Below are 19,874 nucleotides of genomic sequence, written 5' to 3'. Positions count from 1 at the left end.
GTAGTAAATTTGCCAAGATTGGCGAGCGGCGTCTAGCCCACTTGCAAATGTTGCGCTGCATTGTCAGTGTCGGCGCGCGAACTGCGGGTTGCATGGGGGCGAAAAGGTGACTGCTGCACAGCCGGACGCTGCGCAAGCCGAATGGCTGGCCAAACTGCACAAGCAGTTGCTGTCGGACGATTCGATCCAGTTCGACCTGCCGGCCTATGTGCAGCCCCAGCCACCCGAGTGGCTGAAGCCGTTTGGCGAGTTCCTGAAATGGCTTGGCCCCTACATGATCTACCTGTTCTGGGGCGCCGTGATCACAGGTGCCGCGATCATCCTGTTGCTGATTTTGCTCGAGGTGAAAGGCGTCGCCTGGCGCCTGCCCTGGCGGCGCAAGAAGAGCGTGACCGAGGCTGAAGCGACGTGGCGTCCCGACGTCGGTGCGGCGCAGATCCTGTTGTCGGAAGCCGATGCGCTGGCTGCCCGCGGCGAGTATGACGAGGCGGTGCATCTCCTGCTTCGCCGCAGTGTCGCCGACATTGCCGGGCGCCTGCCGGACTTTCTGCGCCCGTCGCTGACCGCGCGCGACATCGCCAGTGCAGCTTCGATCCCGACACGGGCGCGCAGCGCCTTCACCCAGATCGCGCGTATCGTCGAGGCGGCGCTTTTCGCGCGCCGGCCGGTCGGCCCAGAGGGCTGGCAGGAGGCGCGCGGCGCCTATGAGCGATTCGTCTTCAGGGATGCCTGGGTGTGAGTGCTTCGACCGCCGACATCGCCCAGCAGGAACCGTTCAGCCGAAGGACGCTGTTCTGGGGCATTTTTGCCAGCTTGCTCGCGGCGGCGGGCTTCTTCCTGCTGTCCACCTATGCCCCCGACTTCCGTCAGCCCAGCGTCGGCGGCGCGACGCCACTGTCGAAGAGCGGCATCGGCTATGCGGGCCTGGCGGAGTGGCTGGAGCTTACCGGCGAAGCCCCCGACATGGCGCGGTCCGACAGCGACCTCGAGACCGAAATGCTGCTGGTCGTCACCATCTCACCCGACAGCGATCCGGATGCGCTCGCCAACATCATCAAGCTTCGCAAGGGTATGGATACGCTGTTCGTGCTGCCCAAATGGGCGACCTTGCCGCTGTTCCAGCATGAGGGCTGGGAGATGAAGATCGAGCGGCTACCGGCCGTCGTGGTGAACGACTGGCTCGGCCGCATCGCCAAGGCCAAGCTCGGCGGAGGCGAGATCACGGTCAAACAAATCGACGTCTCAGGGCAGATGGTCAACGTTCCCGACCAATTGCAGTGGGTAGCAGACGAACACCCGCTGATTGCCGCCGGCAACGACAAGGCGGTGCTGACCGAGGTGGAAGACGAACGGTTCTATATCCTGACCGACCCCGACCTGATCAACAATGCCGCGCTCAAGGATCCCGACAAGGCAGCGGCGGCGCTGAAGCTGATCGAGTTCCTGCAGTCCGAAGAGGGTCCGGTGACGTTCGACCTGACGCTGCACGGTTTCGGGCGAAAATACGACCTCGCCAAGCTTCTGGTCGAACCGCCTTTCCTGGCGCTGACGCTGACCATTCTGGCGGCGGCGGCGCTGGCGTTCCTGCATGGCCTTGGCCGGTTCGGTCCGCCGCGGGCCGATCAGCGCGCCATCGCCTTCGGCAAGCGCGCGCTGGTCGACACCACGGCGATGCTGTTGCGCCGCGCCGGCCGGCTGGAGGAGCTGGGCGATCGCTACGGCGCGCTGGCGCGGGTGCGTGCCGGCGCTTTGCTTGGTGCGCCGCATGGTTTGCAGGGCGAAGCGCTCGACCGCTGGCTCGATTCCCGCGATAAGGACGAAACCGGCGGTTTCACGACCCGCCTGCAGGCCGCCGACGCGGCAAAGACCCTGACACAAATGCATGAGGCAGCCGAAAAGCTGCACGACTGGACGGCAAGGAGGCTCGGTGAACGTCGATGATGTAAAGGCCCTGGCGACACAGATCAGGGAAGAGGTGGCCAAGGCCATCACCGGGCAACACGATACGGTCGATCTGATGCTGACGGCATTGTTCGCCGGCGGGCATATTCTGCTCGAGGGACCGCCGGGCACGGCCAAGACGATGACGGCGCGCTGCTTTGCCCAGGCGCTGGGCGTCGCCTATGGCCGCATCCAGTTCACGCCCGACCTGATGCCCGGCGACATCGTCGGCTCCAACATCTACAATTTCCAGACCGGGCAATTCACGCTGACGCACGGTCCAATCTTCTGCGACCTGCTGCTTGCAGACGAAATCAACCGCACACCGCCAAAGACCCAGGCCGCCCTGCTGGAGGCGATGCAGGAGCATGCCGTCACCTTTGACGGCACCACCCATTCGCTCGGCCAGAATTTCATGGTGGTGGCGACGCAGAACCCGATCGAACACCAGGGCGTCTATCCCCTGCCCGAGGCCCAGCTCGACCGCTTCCTGTTCAAGCACCGGGTGAGCTATCCCGACGCGCAAGAGGAAAAGGCAATCATCATCCATCACGGCGGCGGCACCGCCTCGCACGATATCAAGCAGTACGGCATCACCGCCCAGGCCGACCGCAAGACGCTGGAAAAGGCGCTGGCGACAGTCGGCGAGGTCACGCTTGTCGACGATGTCGTCGATTATATCGCCAGGCTGGTGCGGGCGACGCGCGCCAGCCCCGACCTCGAAGTTGGCGCCAGCCCGCGCGCGGGCGCCATGCTGGCGAGAGCCGCACGCGCCCGGGCAGCGCTCGACGGGCGTGCCTATGTCATCCCCGACGACGTCAAAGCGCTTGCCGTGCCGGCGTTGCGCCATCGCGTGATCCTTTCGCCGGCGGCGCAGATCGACGGCCGCCTGGTCGAGCAGATCGTCACCGACCTTGTCGACCAGACGGAAGCGCCACGTTGATTTATCCGAGCGGCCGGGCAGTCTGGGCAGGTGCGGCAGGTGCAATACCGGCCTTCCTGATCGCACTCGCGCTGCCGTCGCTATGGTATCTCGGCCTGCTGTGGATCTGCGTGCTGCTTGCGTTCCTGGCTGTGGACGCTGCCGCCGGGCGCGGACGCGCTTCCCTGGACGCCACCATCCATGCGCCGCCGCAGGTTAGCGTCGGCGGCCAGTTCACTGTCAATGTCACCGCCAGGCTCAGCGGACGTCCGCGCGCGGTGCAGGCGCGTCTCGGCCATGATGAGCGGCTGGAGCCGCTGGGCGGCACAGGCGGAGCATTGGCTGCCGAGGCCGGCAGCGCATCGCTCGACCTCAAATTCCAGGCGCTGCGGCGCGGTATGGCCAGGTTCGACCGCTTGTGGGTGCGCTGGCGCGGGCCGTTCGGTCTGGTCTGGAACCAGGTCGTGCTGCCGATGGACAACAAGGTCGCGGTGTTGCCTGACATCCGCAGCGCCCGCGACGAGGCGATCACGCTTCTGCAGCGCCAGTCGTTGCCAGACGGCCATGCGCAACGCCGCGCCGGCCAGGGCCGCGAATTCGAGGCGCTGAAAGATTACCAGCCCGGCATGGGCCGGCGCATGATCGACTGGAAGCGCAGCGCCCGCCACGGCAGGCTTCTGGCGCGCGAGTTCCGCATCGAGGAGAACAACAACATCGTGCTGGCCATCGATAGCGGCCGGCTGATGTGCGAGCCCGTCGACGGCGTGCCGAAGGTCGACCGCGCCGTCACCGCCGCCTTGCTGACGGCGTTCATTGCGCTGAAGGGCGGCGACATGATCAGCCTGTTCGGTTTCGATGCGCGGCCGCGCGTGTCCAGCGGCGCCGTGCGCGGCTCGGCCAGCTTCGCCATGATCCAGAAGCGCGCGGCCGAGATCGACTATTCCACCGAAGAGACTAACTTCACCTTGGCGCTGACCACGCTTGCGGCGCGGCTCGACCGGCGCTCGCTGGTGATCATCTTCACCGATTTCGTCGATCCGATCAGCGCCGAACTGATGCTGCGCACCGTCGGCCGGCTGACCGAACGGCATCTGGTGCTGTTCATGATGATGAAGGATGTCGAGCTGGAGACACTGGCCGACATGCCGCCGGACACACCAGAGGATGTGGCGCGCGCGGTCGTCGCCGGTGGGCTGTTGCGCGAAAGGCAGGTCGTCATCGGACGGCTGCGGCTGCTCGGCGCGCATGTCATCGAGGCCGACCACCAGAGGCTCGGACCGGCGCTGGTCGAGCGCTATCTCGAACTCAAGCAGGAGGATCTGTTGTGAACGCGCTGGTCGGCAAGGATGCCGTGCGCCAGTCGCTGGCCAGCTTCCGTTCGGAGCGCGAGGCCGACTGGAAGGCGTTCGAGGCGCTGCTTGCCCGGGTCGAGAAACGCGCGCCGCGGACATTGTCCGAAGATGAGCTGCTGTCGCTGCCGCTGCTCTACCGCTCGGCGCTGTCCTCGCTCTCGGTGGCGCGGGCGACCTCGCTCGACAATGCGCTGGTCGGCTATCTCGAAGCGCTCTGCCTGCGCGGCTACTTCTACCTTTATGGCGCGCGCCGGAGCCTCCGGCAGCGCATTGGCGATTTCTTCCTGCATGACTGGCCGCATGCCATTCGCGATTTGTGGCGGGAGACCTTGCTGTCGGTTGTCCTGACCTTTGTCGGCTTCGGCGCCGGCTACTGGCTGGTGACGAAAGATAAGGGCTGGTACGACGCCATCATCCCGCCGAGTCTCGCCGGCGGGCGCAATCCGGACGCATCCGTCGAAGTGCTGCGCCAGGTGCTTTATGATGGCGCCGATAGCAATTTCCTGTCGGGCTTCGCCGCCTATCTGTTCACGCACAATGTCCAGGTGGCGATCCTGGCCTTCGCGCTTGGCTTTGCCTTCGCGGTGCCGAGCGTGCTGTTGATCCTGATGAATGGCTGCCTGCTCGGCGCGATGTTCCAGATCTACGTCGCCAAGGGGCTTGGCGTGGAGCTGGGCGGATGGCTGTCCATCCATGGCACCACCGAGATGTTTGCAATCGCGTTGGCGGGTGCCGCCGGCATGCGCATCGGCACGCGCATCGCCTTTCCCGGCGAACTGACGCGAATGACGGCAGCAGCCGATGCCGGGCGCGTGGCCGCCACCACGATGGTCGGGGTGACGATCATGCTTTTGTGTGCCGGCCTGCTCGAAGGCATCGGCAGACAGGTGATCACCAGCGACGCCACACGCTATGCCATCGGCGGCGGCATGCTGACGCTGTGGCTTTGCTATTTCTATTTGTTCAGGGTGGTGCGGCATGGCGACCGCTAGGCGCGCTGCCGTCTCGACGATACGGCCGCTGATCACGCCGGAAGGTGTCGATCTCAGGATCAAACTCGGCGATGCCGGCACACGCGCCGCCGCCTTCCTGCTCGACTTCGTCATCATCATCGTCACCGCAATCGTGATCACGATCGTCGCGCTGTTCGGGCTGGCCGGCCTCAACGGCGAAGGCGCGCAGCCGCTGTTCATCGTCTGGATCATCCTGATCTTCTTCCTGCGCAACGCCTATTTCATCGTCTTCGAGGCCGGCCGCCGCGCTGCCACGCCAGGCAAACGGATGCTCGGCATCCGGGTGGCGTCGCGCAGCGGCGCCGGCCTTTCGGTCGACCAAGTCATCGCCCGCAATCTGATGCGCGAGATCGAGATCTTCCTGCCGCTGTCGATCATCCTTGGCCGCAGCGAGATGGGGTTTGCCGACACGCTGTCGACGATCTTCGGACTGGTCTGGGCGCTGCTGTTTGCCTTGTTCCCGCTGTTCAACCGCGACCGCATGCGGATCGGCGACCTGTTGGCCGGAACCTGGGTGGTCGAAGCGCCGAAACTGGCGCTGGTCGAGGACCTGTCGCAACGCCAGAACGCACGCGCCTTCCGCTTCACCCAGGCGCAGCTCGATGCCTATGGCATTGCCGAACTGCACAAGCTGGAAGAGGTGCTGCGCCGCGACGACTATTTCGCGCTGAAAGCCGTGGCCGAGACGATCGGGCGCAAGATCGGCATAATGATCGAGCCGGGAGATTCCCGGGCCTTCCTCACCGCCTATTATGGCGAGCTGCGGGCACAACTCGAACGCAAGCTTCTGCTGGGAACCCGCAAGGCGGACAAGTATCAGCGGTAGGAAGGCACTCTAAGCGCCTGGTAACAATCACAGAACGCCAGCGCTGCCCCCTCATCCGCCTGCCGGCACCTTCTCCCCGTATAGTGACGGGGAGAAGAGAGCTGCCGCAGCGCCGCGCCTATTCTGCAAAGCTGGATATTGGCGAAACCATCCGCGACAGCATCTTTCTCCCCGTCGCTATACGGGGAGAAATGCCCGGCAGGGCAATGACGGGCAGCACCAGCCGATGAAATGGAGTGCCTCTCGCTTACCCCACCCATTTCTCATAGTCGGACACCAGCAGATGCACTGGCGCAACATCTTCGTCGATGTTGGAGAAGCGGCCGATTGGCTCGCGGAAGACGTTGTCGGTGAGATCGTCATTGACGGTAGAGACCTCGCCGATCAGCACATCCTTGCCCTCGGCCCAGAAGGCGTGCCAGACGCCGGGCATCAGCGTGACGCTCTGGCCGGGGTCGAGCTTCAACAGCCCGCCCGCCGGCAGCCTGTGGATGGTGCCGTCGACCGGCACCGACACTTCGGCCTTTGGATCGATGCCGCCGTCGCGATCGTGCATGAACAGCTCCAGCACCAGCTTGCCGCCGCCGCGGTTGATGATGTCCTCGGCCTTGATGTTGTGGCGGTGCATCGGCGACAGCTGGTCTTTGCGCGAGATCATGATCTTCTCGGCATAGAGCATGCCCATGCCCTTCTTCATGTCGGCATAGACGCCGTTTCGCACGGTGAACAGGAACAGGCCGAGCTCGTCGAATTTCTCCTGGCCGTAATCGGTGATGTCCCAGCCCAGCCGCGAGGTGAAAATAGCCGCGGAGTCAGCCTTGCGCGCCTTCATCTCCTCCGGCGACCAGTAGGCGAAGGGCGGCATGATGTAGCCGAACGAGCGGATGAAGGCGTCGGCATCGCGGATGATGTCGTTGACGGTGGAGCGTTTCATGGTCGTGATCCCTTGGCGTCGCGTTCCTGCCTAAAGCGCATAGCCGAACAGCGTTGCGGTGTCGACGCAAACTGCATGCTGGCCCCATGACATCCGGGCCGATCGGGGCCATAAGTCCAGCCAAATTTCCCAAGGTGACATTCATGCAAGGCATAGACGACCTCGATACGCCGGCGATCCTGATCGATGCGGCCCGCGCCGAAGCCAACATCGCACGAGCGCAGGCGCATGCCGACCGCCACGGGCTGAAGCTCAGGCCGCACATCAAGACCCACAAGCTGCCCTACTGGGCGAAGAAGCAGATGGCGGCGGGCGCGGTCGGCATCACCTGCCAAAAGATCGGCGAGGCCGAGGTGATGGCCAATGCCGGGCTCTCCGACATTTTTCTGCCCTACAACATCTTAGGCCGCGCCAAGCTGGAGCGGCTCAAGGCGTTGCATGGCCGCATTATGCTGTCGGTGACGGCGGACAGCCGTGAAACGCTGGAAGGGCTCGCCGCCACCTTCACCGATGCCGGGCATCCCCTGCCCGTTCTGGTCGAATGCGACACCGGCATGGGCCGCTGCGGTGTACAGAGCGCCGCCGAGGCCCTGGCGCTGGCAAAGGTGATCGATCAAGCCAAGGGGCTCACCTTCGGCGGGCTGATGACCTACCCCGCGGCTGGCCGCGCAACGGAGGCCGAGACATGGCTGGTTGGCGCCAAGCAGGCGCTTGCGGCGTCGGGCCTCGCCTGTGGTCGTATCTCCAGCGGCGGCACGCCTGACATGTGGCGCTCCGGCGAAGACAGCGTGGTCACCGAATACCGTCCCGGCACCTACATCTATCTCGACCGCTATCAGGTCGCCAAAGGCGTCGGCACGCTCGACGACTGCGCGCTGACGGTGCTTGCAACCGTGGTCAGCCATCCGACGCCGACCCGCGCCATTCTGGACAGCGGCAGCAAGGCGCTGTCCAGCGACACGCTGGGATTGCCCGAGTTTGGCGAGTTGCTCGGTATGCCCGGCGCCCGCGTCACCGGCCTGAGCGAGGAGCACGGCACGGTCACGCTTGGAAACGGTGCGAGCCTTCGCATCGGCGAGCGCGTGCGCGTGGTGCCGGACCACTGCTGCGTGGTGACCAACCTGTTCGACCAGGTGCATCTCATCGATGGCGACAAGGTGCTGGAGACGCTGCCGGTGATGGCGCGTGGACGGATGGGGTGACTAGCGCTTTCCCTTCTCCCCCTGTGGGAGAAGGGGAGCTCAGTTAGCCTGTCGCGCCGCGACACGGCGCATGGCGATCACCCGGCGGCGGCGGATTTCGGTGCGCATCGCCGTCAAATGCAGGGCGAAAAACAGCACGGTGAAGCCGAGCGCCATCACCAGCAGCGGCCACAGCAGGCTGGGATCGATGGTCGGGCCGCCGAGCCGGAACACTGAAGCCGGCTGGTGCAGCGTGTTCCACCAGTCGACCGAGAATTTGATGATCGGAATGTTGATGAAGCCGACCAGCGTGATGATGGCGGCAGCCCAGGCGGCGCGGCTGGCGTCATCCAGCGCGCGCGTCAGCGCGATGATACCGAGATACATGAGAAAGAGCACGAACACAGACGTCAGGCGCGCATCCCACACCCACCAGGTGCCCCACATCGGCTTGCCCCAGATGGAGCCGGTGACCAGCGCAAGCGCGGTGAAGGTGGCGCCGATCGGGGCGGCCGATTTCAGCGCGACATCGGCCAGCGGATGGCGCCAGACCAGCGTGCCGAGCGCCGCAACCGCCATGACCGTGTAGCACATCATGGCGAGCCAGGCGAAAGGCACGTGGATGTACATGATGCGCACCGTGATGCCCTGCTGGAAATCCTCAGGCGCGGCAAAGCTCATATAGAGGCCAACGGCGAGCAGGATCGCGGCGATGGACGCCAGCCACGGCACCAGCCTGTCGGCCAGCCCGACGAAGCGTGTCGGGTTGGCGAGGTCGATCCAGCCGGTGAGGCGTGAAGAGGTGTCGCTCATGCGGACCTAAATAGACCGACGGGGCGCTTGGGGCAATCGAGGAGTGTCGCAGGGTGAGAAGCGGTCCGCTAGCGGACGAAAAGCCAACTGCTTGGCTTTTCGAGCTTCGAGCACCCTGGGCCTGCGAGGGGCCGGGCGGCGGATTACGCCGCTTCGATATTTACCGTGCGGCTGAGGCGGCGGACTTCCTCGTCGTTGAGCAGGCCGCCGGCGCGCAGCAGGCTGGCGAAACGGCCGTTGCGCAGCGACAGTTCGGCAAAGCCGCCCATCTCGACCACCTTGCCCTTGTCCATGAACACGACCAGATCGGCGTCGCGAACGGTGGTCAGGCGGTGGGCGATGATGAAGGTGGTGCGGTTGCGCCGCAGTTCATCGATCGCTTCCTTGACGCGGTCCTCGGTCTCCACGTCGAGCGCGCTGGTCGCCTCGTCGAGCACTAGGATCGGGGCGTCCTTGAGCACGGCGCGGGCAATGGCGATACGCTGACGCTCACCGCCCGAGAGCTGGCCACCACGCTCGCCGACGACGGTATCGTAACCTTCGCTCTTGGCCAGGATGAAGTCCTGCGCCGCGGCAGCGTCGGCTGCGGCATGCACTTCGTCATAAGTCGCCTCGGCGCGGCCAACGCGGATGTTGTCCTCAATCGAGCGGTTGAGCAGGCCGGCATCCTGGAACACGGTGGCGATCGAGTGGCGCAGCGACTTGCGGGTCACCGTGCGGGTGTCGATGCCGTCGATCAGGATACGGCCATGGGACGGCGAGAATACGCGCTGCAAGAGATTGATCAGCGTCGTCTTGCCGGCGCCGGTCGGGCCGACGATGGCAACGGTCTGGCCGGCCTGGACTTCGAACGACACGTCGTCGATGCCCTGCCCCGAATTGCCGAACTCGAAGCCGACATTCTCGAAGCGGACGTGGCCGGTGACGTTGGTGAGATCGCGCAAGCCATCGGGCTCGGCGGCGTCAGCGGCCGAATCCTCGAGATGATAGAAGTCCTCCAGCTTGGCGCGGGCTTCCGAAATCTGGTTGGCGAAAGCCGACATCTGGTCGAGACGAGCGATCAGCAGCGTGGCAAAGCCGGTGAAGGCGATGACGTCGCCGATCTTGAGTTGGCCATGGGTGACGAGATAAGCGCCGATCAGCAGCACGACCATCATCGAAATGGTTGACGACAGGCGGTGCAGCGCATTGGCCATCGCCCACCAGTCGAGCACGGGGTTCTGCGCATCGAGCAGGTTCTTGACATAGCGGCGCAGCGTATCGGCCTCATGGCCGAGACGGTTGTAGCTCTGCAGCACGGCGACGTTGCTGACCGAGTCGGTCACATGCGCGAACACCTTGTGATAGTGGCGCTCGACGGCGGCCTGGCCTGCCTTGGTGCGCTTCATCACCAGGCGGCCGATGACGATATAGAGAACGCCAAGGCCCATCAGCACCATGGACATGCGCAGATCCATGCTGATCGCGGTGGGGATCAGCAGGGCAAGCGCAACGGCCGTCGACAGATGCTGGCGCATGAATTCAAGCCACAGGCTGAACAGCGTCTCGACAGCGCGCAGCAGCGTGTGCAGCGCGTTGGAGGTGCCGCGCTGATGGTGCCAGGCAAGCGGCATGGTGATCACGCGCTCGAACGACTGGCACAGCACTTCGCTGCGGCGCTTGTGGGCAAAACGATCGGCGCCACGCGCCACCAGCACGAAGGCAATGATGTTGAAGGCGCCGAGGCCGGCCCAGAGAGCCAGCGTCGAAAACACCGAACCCTTATCGGAGATGGCGTCGATCACCCGACCGAACATGATCGGCTCGAGGATAGCGATGATGGCAAGCGCGACATTCGCACCGCAGATCAACGCAACGCGTTTCCTGTCGGCTGCGAGATAACCCAGCGCTCTCCAGTAGATTTGCAGAAGTGACACTTCAGCTACTCCGCCCAAACATTCATTGTGCACTGCACCATTTCTTGACACGTATCGGTTAACGGGTCGCAAAACAATGCCCGTCTAGCTCTTCCGTTCCCATTCTGCGAACAAAAGATGACGACGTTGCGAAATCTGCCGTGATCACCTAACGGTTTGAGATAAAAGGTGAAATGTCAGTCTTGCGGCAAAATCATGGCACGTGCCCAAGGCTGCCACATTTTTAATCACCCACACCCCGCAGCGCCAATACATAAGAAGCAGGGCTGCTTTGCGCCACGCGCATGACCAAATAGAAACGCGCGCCCCGAAAGGCGCGCGCAAATTGGTTCAAACCTTTGATTTTACGCGGGTATCTTGACGACCACCTCGGTCTTGTCACCGGCTTTCGGCTCAAAGCCGGAAGACTTTGTCTTGGTTCCATTGACTTCGAGCGAGATGGTCTTGGCCTTTTTGTCGCGGATGACGCGAACCTTGACCTCGGCTCCCAGCATCTTGAGCGTTGCCGAGTAACCGTCCCAGTGGCTGGGCAGTTTGGGCCGGAACGTGATCTGCTTGCCGCGCCGCTCGATGCCCAGAATGCCTTCGACGGCAGCACGGTAGAGCCATCCGGCTGAGCCCGTGTACCAGGTCCAGCCACCCCGACCGCCCTTGCCTTCACCCGAATAGATGTCGGCGGCGACGACGTAGGGCTCGACCCGGTAGTGCTCGGCCGACGCATCGTCGAGTGCATGGTTGACCGGGTTCAGCATCGAGAAGCAGCGATAGGCATCGTCGGTGCGGCCCATTTCGGCGAGCGCGATGACGAACCAGGTCGCTGCATGGGTGTACTGGCCGCCGTTCTCGCGCACGCCAGGCGGGTAGCTCTTGATGTAGCCGGGGTCCTTTTGCGTTTTCTGGAAGGCCGGGGTGAACAGCTTGACGATCTTGAGCTTGTCGTCGACCAGCAGGTTCGTCGCCTGCTGCATCGCCGTGGTCGAGCGCGCCGGGTCGCCCTCGCCGGAGAGCACGCTCCACGACTGCGCGATCGAGTCGATCTTGCACTCGTCCGAATTGTGCGAGCCGAGCGGCGTGCCGTCATCGTAGCTGCCGCGCCGGTACCATTGGCCATCCCAAGCGGTGCTTTCCAGTGCTCGCTTCAGCACGTCAGCGTGTTTTGTCCAGGCCTGCGCCCGCTTGGTGTCGCTTTGCCCCTTGGCGACAGCGGCAAAGTCGCCAAGCGTCTTCAGCAGGAACCAGCCGAGCCATACGCTCTCGCCTTTGCCCTGCTCGCCGACGCGGTTCATGCCGTCGTTCCAGTCGCCGCCGAGGATCAGCGGCAGCCCGGCCGGGCTGCTGCGCTTGACCGCAAGGTCGAGCGCCCGCGCGCAATGGTCGTAGAGCGAGGCATGCGTCTTGGAGATCTCGGGGGTGAAGAAAGCATCATGCTCGCCCTCGCCCAGAACCTGCCCGTCGATGAAGGGCAGCTGCTCCTTGAGGATCCCTGTATCGCCAGTCACCTCGATATACCTGTTGGTGGCGTGCGCCAGCCAGACCACGTCGTCCGAGATCAGGGTGCGCACGCCGGCGTCGGTGCGCGGCAGCCACCAATGCTGGACGTCGCCTTCGGGGAACTGCCGACGCGCCGCGTTGAGGATCTGGTCGCGCGCCAGCTTCGGATCATGCGCCAGCAGCGCCAGCGTGTCCTGCAGCTGGTCGCGGAAGCCGAAGGCACCGCTTGCCTGGTAGAAGGCCGAGCGGGCGCGGATGCGGCAGGCCAGGCTCTGATAGGGCAACCAGTGATTGACCATGGCGTCGAGTGCCTTGTCCGGCGTCTCGACCTGGATGGTGTCGAGGAAGCCGCGCCAGACGCGTTCATTGTCGGCCAGCCGCTGGTCAAAATCCTTGCCCGAATGGGTCTGCACCAGCGCGCTCGCTTCGGCCTGATTGGCGGCATCGCCGAGCAGCCAGACGAGCGTGACGTCGCCGCCGGCGGGGATGTCGACGTCGCTGGCGACAGCCGCGCAAGGATCATCGCCTGCCTCGACGCGGCCCGACAGGCCGGCGCCGCTGACCACGGCGTGCGGGAAGGCGCTGGTGCCCTGCCTGCCGATGAACTCGCCGCGATCGCCTGTCACCGAATGCACCGGCCCGGCAGCGGCCAGGAAGGCCACCCGGTCGCCGAAATCGAGCCCGTACGGGTTTTGCGCCAAGAGCGCGCCGGTCGCCGAATCCCTCGACGGGACGATGGTGGCCGCCGTGCTCGAACGATGGCTGCCGAGAACCCATTCGGCATAGGCATAGACGCGCAGCCGCGCCGGTGCCGAGCCCGAGTTCTGGATGCGCAGCCGCGTGATCTTCACCGGATCGGTGGGATCGACCACATGCGTCAGATCCATCGACAGCGGGCCGCGCTTCGACCGGAAGGTCGAAAAGCCCTGGCCGTGCCATGTCTCGTAAGTCATCGAGGGATCGCGGACTACGGCGGCAAGCGGCGAGAACGCCTTGCCGCTTGCATAGTCATAGATGTAGACGCCCTCGCCCGGTCGGTTAGTGACCGGATCGTTCGACCACGGCGTGAGTTGGTAGTCGCGGCTGTTACGGCTCCAGGTGAAGGCGGCCCCCTCGGCCGAGACATGGAAGCCGAACGAGGCGTTGGAGACGACGTTGATCCAGGGCTGCGGCGTCGTGCGCCGGCCGGCAAGGCGGGTGACGTAGTGGCGACCATCGCCTTCGAAGCCGCCGAAGCCGTTCCATTGGCTGAGGCCGCTGCCGTCGGCACTGGCGTCAGACGCAGCATGGTATGCAGGCGCCACCGGCACTGGCAGAGCCGTTTCGCGAAGGGTCGCAGCACCCGCCGGCTGCAAGGCATCGCGGGCCTGCAAGGCTGCCGCCTCGGCGCGCTCGATCTGGTCGAAGATGGTGCCATTGCGGGTGTGCAGCACGACGCGGGCGGCGGCCAGCAACGTCTTGTAGGTCGCCTCGTCCATCAGGTCGCGGCGCACCGCGAAGATATGCTGGCGCGGCCCGAGCTCCTTGCCGCGCAAGCGGCTGTTTTCGCACAGCGTCTCGACTGCGCGCTGCAGGTCCTGCACATAGGATGAGGCCTGCTCGTTGACGACGACGAAGTCGATCATCATGCCGCGGGCGCGCATATACTCCTGGAAGCGCAGCGCCTGGGCGACGATTTCGAGGTCGGCCACGTCGCCGATGCGGACCAGGAAGATCGGGAAATCGCCGGAGATGCTGGTCGGCCACAGGCTGGACTGCTTGCCCAATCCCGAAGCAATGGATTCGGCCGGCAGGCGCAGGAACGGATCGGGATAGATCAGATAGCGTGCCAGCTTCTGCACATTGGCGGCGTCGGTCAGGCTGAGGCCGAGATGCCTGGTCTGCACCTGCGAACGCGTCCAGGCGAGCATCGCCTGGCGAGCGAAGCTTTCGGGATGGTCGAGCCTGGCGATGGCTTCGTCCAGTTCGGCGCGGTTGGCGCCGACGGCGGTCCAGAAGGTCAGCGATATCTTCTTGTTGGCCGGCACGCGGACCTGCCGGCGCAGTGCCGCGACCGGGTCGAGCGTGAAGCCATGATGGCCACCGAGCTTGGCGCCCGGATCGAAAGCGGCGGCCTCGGCGATGGTGCGGCCACGGCCGATAAAGGCGCGGCGGTCGGTCTCGGCCTCGGCATCGCGTGCCGATCCCGACGGATCGGTGACGAAATGCACCATGGTGAGGTCGGGCTCGTTCTTGTCGCGCTTGCGCCTGGTGGCGAAGATGGCGCCGTTGTTGGCTGATATCTCGGTCTCGACGAACATTTTCGAGAACGCCGGATGGGCGTTGTCCGAGGCCTCATTGCCCAGCACCAGCTCGGCAAAGGAGGTAACCTCGATATGCCGGTCGGTAGCGCCGTCATTGTAAAGGGTGACGCGCCGTCCTTCGCCATTGCCTTCCGAGATGACGATGCACTCGACCTCCGACCGCAACGAGCCGACCGTTTTGACGAAGCTCGCCTTGTCGTCGGAAAACAGCGTCTGCACTCTCTCGCCGGTCGCCTGCCGCGGCTCGGCGGTGGCCGACCACCAGTCGCCGGTGCCGGCATCCCTAAGGAAGATGTAGGAACCGAGCCGGTCTTCGGTCGGATCGGGCTGCCAGCGGGTGACAGCCAGTTCACCCCACCGGCTGTAGCCGGAGCCTGTCGCCGAGACCATGACGGAGTAGCGGCCGTTGGACATGACGCTGGTGGCGCGCAGCGCCTTCAGCGGGTCGAGGACAATGCGTGAATCCGGGCTCTCGACCTCGGTCTCGTCCTTCGAGCGCTCGTCGGCTTCTGTCCTGACGGTGGCGGTCGGGATGTCGCGCGGCGCCCTCTCCTGCAGCAAGAGTTCGGCAGACTCGATCACCGGATCGCTGTGGAAGCGGTCACGCAGCCGGCCTTCGAAGATGGCGTCGGCAACGGCGGCGATCGACATGCCCGAATGGTGGGCCATGTAGTTCAGCACGACGGCGTGGTCGGTGCCTTCCGGCACACGCTGCGGCGTGAAATCGACGGCGTCATAAAAGCCGTGCCTTCCCAGTGCGCCGATCGAACGCAGCCTGACCAGATTCTGCACGGATTCGCGCGGCGTGAACTGCGCCGCGAGGATCGTGGCGTAGGGCGCGATGACCGTGTTCTGGCCAAGACCGCGCTTAAGGCCAAGTCCGGGCACGCCGAAATTGGTGTATTGATAGGTCAGTTCGCGGTCGCGGGCGTTGTAGGCGGCTTCCGAAATGCCCCATGGCACGTTTTTGGAGCGCGCATACTGGATCTGGCGCTTGATGATCAGCTTGCTGGTCTGGTTGAGGATCGAGCCCTGCGGCTCCTTCATCACCAGCGGCGGCATCAGATACTCGAACATCGAGCCCGACCAGGACATCAGCGCGCCCTGGAAGCCGATCTCGACAATGGGACGTCCGAGCCGGAACCAGTGCTCGGTCGGCAGGTCGCCCTTGGCGATGGCAAACAGGCTGGTCAGCCGCGCCTCTGACGCCAGCAGATCGTAGCAGCTCTCGTCGAGCTGGTGTTCCTCGACCCGGTAGCCGATCGAGAGCAGTTTTCTTTCCTGCCGCATCAGGAAGGAGAAATCCATCTCGAAGGCATAGCGGCGGCAGCGCTCGCGCAGCGCGAGCAGCTTGGCGCGCAAGGCCTCGACGGCGTTCTCGTCGCTGTGCGAGTCGTGCACATGCGCTTCGCAGGTCGCTTCCAACCGCGCTGCCCAGTCGGCGATGACGTCGCTGCGCTGCGATCCGGCCTCGGTGTGGATGGCGGTGGCGAGCTTGCGGATTTCGCCGGCAAGCACGGCCAGATTGATGGTGCGGATCGAGGCCATCTCCGGCTGCGCCTTGATGGTCAGGACGGCACGCCGCATGCCGTCGAGGCGGTCGGCGAGCCGCTGGCGCAGCGGGCGGAGCTGGCGGCGGTCATCGGGCAGGTCCTCGAGGCTCTCGTCGAGGATGGTCACCGTGTCGAGGACGCCTTCGAAATCGCCCTGCAGATGGACGGACGGAGCTTCCGCCCATTCGGCGCAAGCTGCCGCCACCGCGACCAGATGGCCGGCGAGATTGCCGCTGTCGACCGCCGAGATGTAGAGCGGATAGAGCGGCTTCAGTGTGGTGGTGTCATACCAGTTGAAGAGATGGCCGCGGTTGCGCGGCATGCTCTCGATGGTCGTCATCGTCGCGTCGATGCGGGTGATGGCGTCGGAGAGCGCAATCCAGCCGAAATCGCGCGCCGATACCACCGACAGCAGATAGACGCCGATATTGGTCGGCGATGTCCGCGGCGCCACCACCGGCGCCGGGCTTTCCTGGAAATTGTCGGGCGGCAAATTGTGGTGTTCGGCGGTGACGAAGGTTTCGAAATAATGCCAGGTGCGGCGCGCCACTGTGCGCAGCGCATGGATGTCGGCCTGCGATATGCGCAGGCGGTCCTCGGTCTCGGCAGAACGGCTGATCCAGCAGGCAACCGCCGGCGAGCCGATCCAGAACAAAGCGAAGAAGAAGGCAACGAAGGCGCCGGTGGAATCGGCCAGCACGGGGATAGCGAGACCGACGACGCCGATGATCACGGCGCCATACATCATGCTGTAATAGGAGCCGAGGTCGTTGTCGCCGCCCTTATGCGCCTGCGACGCCGTGCGCCATTCCAAAAGATTCTGGCGGCTGACGAACAGGCGGTAGAGCGTGCGCACGATGGCATCGCCCATCATCCAGGCATTGTGCGCCATCAAAAGCACTTTCAGCGCGACCAGCGCCGTGCCGAAGACGGTGTCGCGCGCCAGCGCCGAGAAATGGCCGCGCGGCGTCTGGTCGCCGCTCTTGGGCAAGATGGCGTTGATGACATCGAAAGTCGGCGCCATGAACAGCGAGAGGATGAGCAGCGCCTGCCATTGCGCGGCCTGCGTGAAGGGCAGCAGCGTCCAGCCGGCGATCGCCGCCATCACCCAGAAGATCGGGGTCAGCGAACGGCGCAGATTGTCGATCATCTTCCAGCGCGACAGCGCCGGCACCCCGGAACGCGGGCTGAAGATGAAGCTTAGCAACTGCCAGTCGCCACGCGCCCAGCGGTGATGGCGCGAGGCGTCGACCGAATAGCGGGTCGGATAGTCCTCGACCAGTTCGACGTCGGTGACGAGCGCTGCACGGGCCAGCGCACCTTCAAGCAGATCGTGGCTGAGGATGGTGTTTTCCTCGATGCGTCCCTTCAGCGCCGCCTCGAAGGCGTCGACGTGATAGAGACCCTTGCCGGTGAAGGAGCCGTCGCTGAAGACGTCCTGGTAGAGATCCGAGACGGCAAAGACGTAAGGGTCGAGACCGCTGTTGGCCGAGAAGACGCGCTGGAAGAAGGAGGCGTCGTCGCCGCTGGTGAGCGAGGCCGTGATGCGCGGCTGCAGGATGGTGTAGCCGGCGGTGACGACACGCTTTGCCGCGTCGAAATGCGGCCGGTTGAGCGGATGGGCGAGCTTGCCGACCAGCGACGACACGGCGTCGCGCGTGGTGCGCGTGTCGGCGTCGAGCGTCATGACGTAGACGACCTTTTCCGGCAGCGGCACGTCGAGCGGCAGGAACGTGGTGTCGCTGTCACCGCGCAAGAGAAGGTTCAGCTCGTGCAGCTTGCCGCGCTTGCGCTCCCAGCCCATCCAGGCGCCCTGCGCCTGGTTGTAGAGCCGGCGGCGATGCAGGATATAAAAACGCGGCGCGCCTTCGGAGGGGTAGCGGGCATTGAGCCTGGCGATCTCGTCGCGCGCATATTGCAGGATCTCGATGTCGGCGGCATCGATCTCAGTCTTGGAATCCGGCCAATCGGAGAGCAGCGCGAAATGGATCTCGTCGGCCGTATTGGCGAGGTGATGCACCTCGATGTTGCGGATGTTTTCCTCGACATCGTCGCGCGAGCCGATCAGCGACGGAACCACGACCAGCGTGCGTGAAGCGGTCGGGATGCCGTGCTTGTAGTCATAGCCGACAAGCCGCGTCGGCTTCAGAAACAGCGAAACGACGGTGTTGAAGAAAGCGAGCGCACCTTCGCTGGCCGGCACAGCAAACAGCGCCAGCATCAACGTGATCGAGGGAACCGAGAGGCCGAGATGGGCAAGCGCATTGCCGGAGAGCACCAGCAGCAGCACCGTCAGCAGGAAGACCGGCGCGACGATGCCGAGCCAGCCTGTGCTGGTAAAGGCGCGCTTGAACGTCACATAGAAAGGCGGCCGGTAGCCGATTGCCTTTTCCAGATCCGGCCGGCGCGGGCCGACCAGGAAGAAGCCGACATCGGTATGCATGGTCGGATCGGCTGATGCATCCGGCACGCCGGAGGCATCGGTGACGCCCGGCACATGGCTGGCAAGCTCGATCGCCTTTTCGGCGACGCGGAATTCGGAAAGGTCGGAACGGCGCGCCAGTTGCTCGATCGACGTGCGGTACTGGTCACGCGAAAAAAAATCGAGCGCGGCGAAATCGGTGCGCTCGCGCAGCAGCGTGTCGATGCGGCTGACGCCTTCGAACCAGACCGTCCAGTCGACGTCGTTGATAAGCCGCAGGCCGCGGATGATGTTGCCGGTGGTGACATTGCCGCTGGACAGCGTGCGATGCTCGGAAATAATGATTTCCTCGGCGTCGGAGCCGGTTTTCTCGAGCTCGACCTCCAGCCATTCCAGCGCCCTGCCGGCATTTTGCGAGCCGTCGCGCAGGCGGTAGAGCAACTGCGTGGCAAAGGTGGTGTCCTGGGCATGGGCGCTATAGCTCGACAGGATCTTCTGCCGGTCGGCATTGTCGTCGGTCGCCAGAACCCGGTCGGCAACCTCATTGGCGATGTGGCGCATCTGCCTGGTGCGGTCGACGCGCACGGCGATGCGGCGCAGGTTTTCGATCAGCACGAAGCGCAGCAGCGACGGCAGCGCCCAGAGTTCACCGATCTTCAGCGGCTCGACCGACTGAAAGCCCTCTACGATGGCCTTGAACATGGTCGCCGAGACCGAACTGTCGGAATGGGCGACATAGCTCCAGGCGAGCGCCAGCGCGCGCGGCACAGCCGCGCCATCGGACAGTTTCAGGGTCGGCAACTGCCGATAGAAACGGCGCGGCAGGTCGCGCTTGACCTGAAAGATGGTCTCCTCGACCAGATAATTGTTGTCGAGCAGCCACTGCGCGGCAGGCGTGATGGTTTCGCCCCTGGTCTGCGCGGCATTGGTCGAACGGTAAACTTCGAGAATCTTCTTGGCGCTGTCGCGGATGCGGGCCTGGAACTCGAACGGCGTCAGGCCGAACAGGTCCTTGACGTCGCCCTTGGCGAGGCTGTCGCCCAGCGCGCGCAGACGCTCTTCTGGCAGGAAATTGGAGCGTATCGGCTCTTCAGTGATGGCCGGGAAGCTGGCGCTGGTCTTTTCGATCTGGGCAGGATTCGTCTGGATATTCATTGAAAATTCCGCATGGGGGACGCGATGCGGCGTCACCGCCACGGCAATGTCC

General features: G+C 64.5%; 11 protein-coding genes. 7 read left to right on the top strand and 4 right to left on the bottom strand.

The features are described 5' to 3' along the window. Nucleotides 1–106: 106 nt before the first annotated feature. Genes AC1DXM_RS23310 through AC1DXM_RS23285 form a run of 6 tightly spaced genes read left to right on the top strand, consistent with a single transcriptional unit; the run spans nt 107 to nt 6,054 of the window. Complete coding sequence (locus AC1DXM_RS23310) at nt 107–739, top strand: DUF4129 domain-containing protein (RefSeq protein ID WP_436259551.1); 633 nt, start codon at nt 107–109, stop codon at nt 737–739. After that, a complete protein-coding gene (locus AC1DXM_RS23305; protein WP_477236567.1) occupies nt 736–1,941 on the top strand; it encodes a DUF4350 domain-containing protein in 1,206 nt (401 codons plus the stop codon). The genes AC1DXM_RS23310 and AC1DXM_RS23305 overlap by 4 nt, the downstream gene beginning before the upstream one ends. Beyond that, nucleotides 1,928–2,884 (top strand): AAA family ATPase, encoded by a 957-nt coding sequence (locus tag AC1DXM_RS23300; RefSeq protein WP_112563586.1) that lies wholly within the window; start codon nt 1,928–1,930, stop codon nt 2,882–2,884. The genes AC1DXM_RS23305 and AC1DXM_RS23300 overlap by 14 nt, the downstream gene beginning before the upstream one ends. Continuing rightward, nucleotides 2,881–4,191 carry a DUF58 domain-containing protein gene (locus AC1DXM_RS23295; protein ID WP_477236564.1) on the top strand — a complete coding sequence of 437 codons (1,311 nt, stop codon included), beginning with the start codon at nt 2,881–2,883 and terminating at the stop codon, nt 4,189–4,191. Before AC1DXM_RS23300 ends, AC1DXM_RS23295 begins: the two co-directional genes overlap by 4 nt. After that, complete coding sequence (locus AC1DXM_RS23290) at nt 4,188–5,207, top strand: stage II sporulation protein M (protein WP_477236562.1); 1,020 nt, start codon at nt 4,188–4,190, stop codon at nt 5,205–5,207. The genes AC1DXM_RS23295 and AC1DXM_RS23290 overlap by 4 nt, the downstream gene beginning before the upstream one ends. Beyond that, entirely contained in the window at nt 5,194–6,054 is an 861-nt protein-coding gene (locus AC1DXM_RS23285; protein WP_477236560.1) for an RDD family protein, read from the top strand. Before AC1DXM_RS23290 ends, AC1DXM_RS23285 begins: the two co-directional genes overlap by 14 nt. Before the next feature lie 247 nt (nt 6,055–6,301). Here the strand turns inward: AC1DXM_RS23285 and AC1DXM_RS23280 are convergent, their stop codons facing one another. Continuing rightward, a complete protein-coding gene (locus tag AC1DXM_RS23280) occupies nt 6,302–6,988 on the bottom strand; it encodes a D-lyxose/D-mannose family sugar isomerase (protein ID WP_352764602.1) in 687 nt (228 codons plus the stop codon). A gap of 143 nt (nt 6,989–7,131) precedes the next feature. Here AC1DXM_RS23280 and AC1DXM_RS23275 point away from each other — a divergent pair, with 143 nt between their 5' ends. Beyond that, a complete protein-coding gene (locus AC1DXM_RS23275) occupies nt 7,132–8,190 on the top strand; it encodes a D-TA family PLP-dependent enzyme (protein ID WP_477236558.1) in 1,059 nt (352 codons plus the stop codon). A gap of 39 nt (nt 8,191–8,229) precedes the next feature. Here AC1DXM_RS23275 and AC1DXM_RS23270 read toward each other — a convergent pair whose 3' ends face one another. From AC1DXM_RS23270 to AC1DXM_RS23260, 3 genes are all read right to left on the bottom strand, one after another. Next, a complete protein-coding gene (locus AC1DXM_RS23270) occupies nt 8,230–8,982 on the bottom strand; it encodes a heme ABC transporter permease (RefSeq protein WP_477236556.1) in 753 nt (250 codons plus the stop codon). Between the two features lie 143 nt (nt 8,983–9,125). After that, the gene (locus tag AC1DXM_RS23265; RefSeq protein WP_477236554.1) at nt 9,126–10,898 is read right to left on the bottom strand and encodes a glucan ABC transporter ATP-binding protein/ permease; all 1,773 of its coding nucleotides are present in this window, start codon (nt 10,896–10,898) and stop codon (nt 9,126–9,128) included. 344 nt (nt 10,899–11,242) lie between these two features. Continuing rightward, the gene (locus AC1DXM_RS23260; protein ID WP_477236552.1) at nt 11,243–19,822 is read right to left on the bottom strand and encodes a glycoside hydrolase family 94 protein; all 8,580 of its coding nucleotides are present in this window, start codon (nt 19,820–19,822) and stop codon (nt 11,243–11,245) included. Nucleotides 19,823–19,874: the final 52 nt, after the last annotated feature.

This window comes from Mesorhizobium sp. P3_A2, assembly GCF_056403115.1.
This window is presented reverse-complemented; position numbering and strand designations above follow the sequence as displayed.

What these genes read in the sequence shown, in the direction of transcription:
- AC1DXM_RS23260 (WP_477236552.1), bottom strand. Translation starts at nt 19,822, where the DNA reads ATGAATATCCAGACGAATCCTGCCCAGATCGAAAAGACCAGCGCCAGC.
- AC1DXM_RS23285 (WP_477236560.1), top strand. Translation starts at nt 5,194, where the DNA reads ATGGCGACCGCTAGGCGCGCTGCCGTCTCGACGATACGGCCGCTGATC.
- AC1DXM_RS23270 (WP_477236556.1), bottom strand. Translation starts at nt 8,982, where the DNA reads ATGAGCGACACCTCTTCACGCCTCACCGGCTGGATCGACCTCGCCAAC.
- AC1DXM_RS23280 (WP_352764602.1), bottom strand. Translation starts at nt 6,988, where the DNA reads ATGAAACGCTCCACCGTCAACGACATCATCCGCGATGCCGACGCCTTC.
- AC1DXM_RS23275 (WP_477236558.1), top strand. Translation starts at nt 7,132, where the DNA reads ATGCAAGGCATAGACGACCTCGATACGCCGGCGATCCTGATCGATGCG.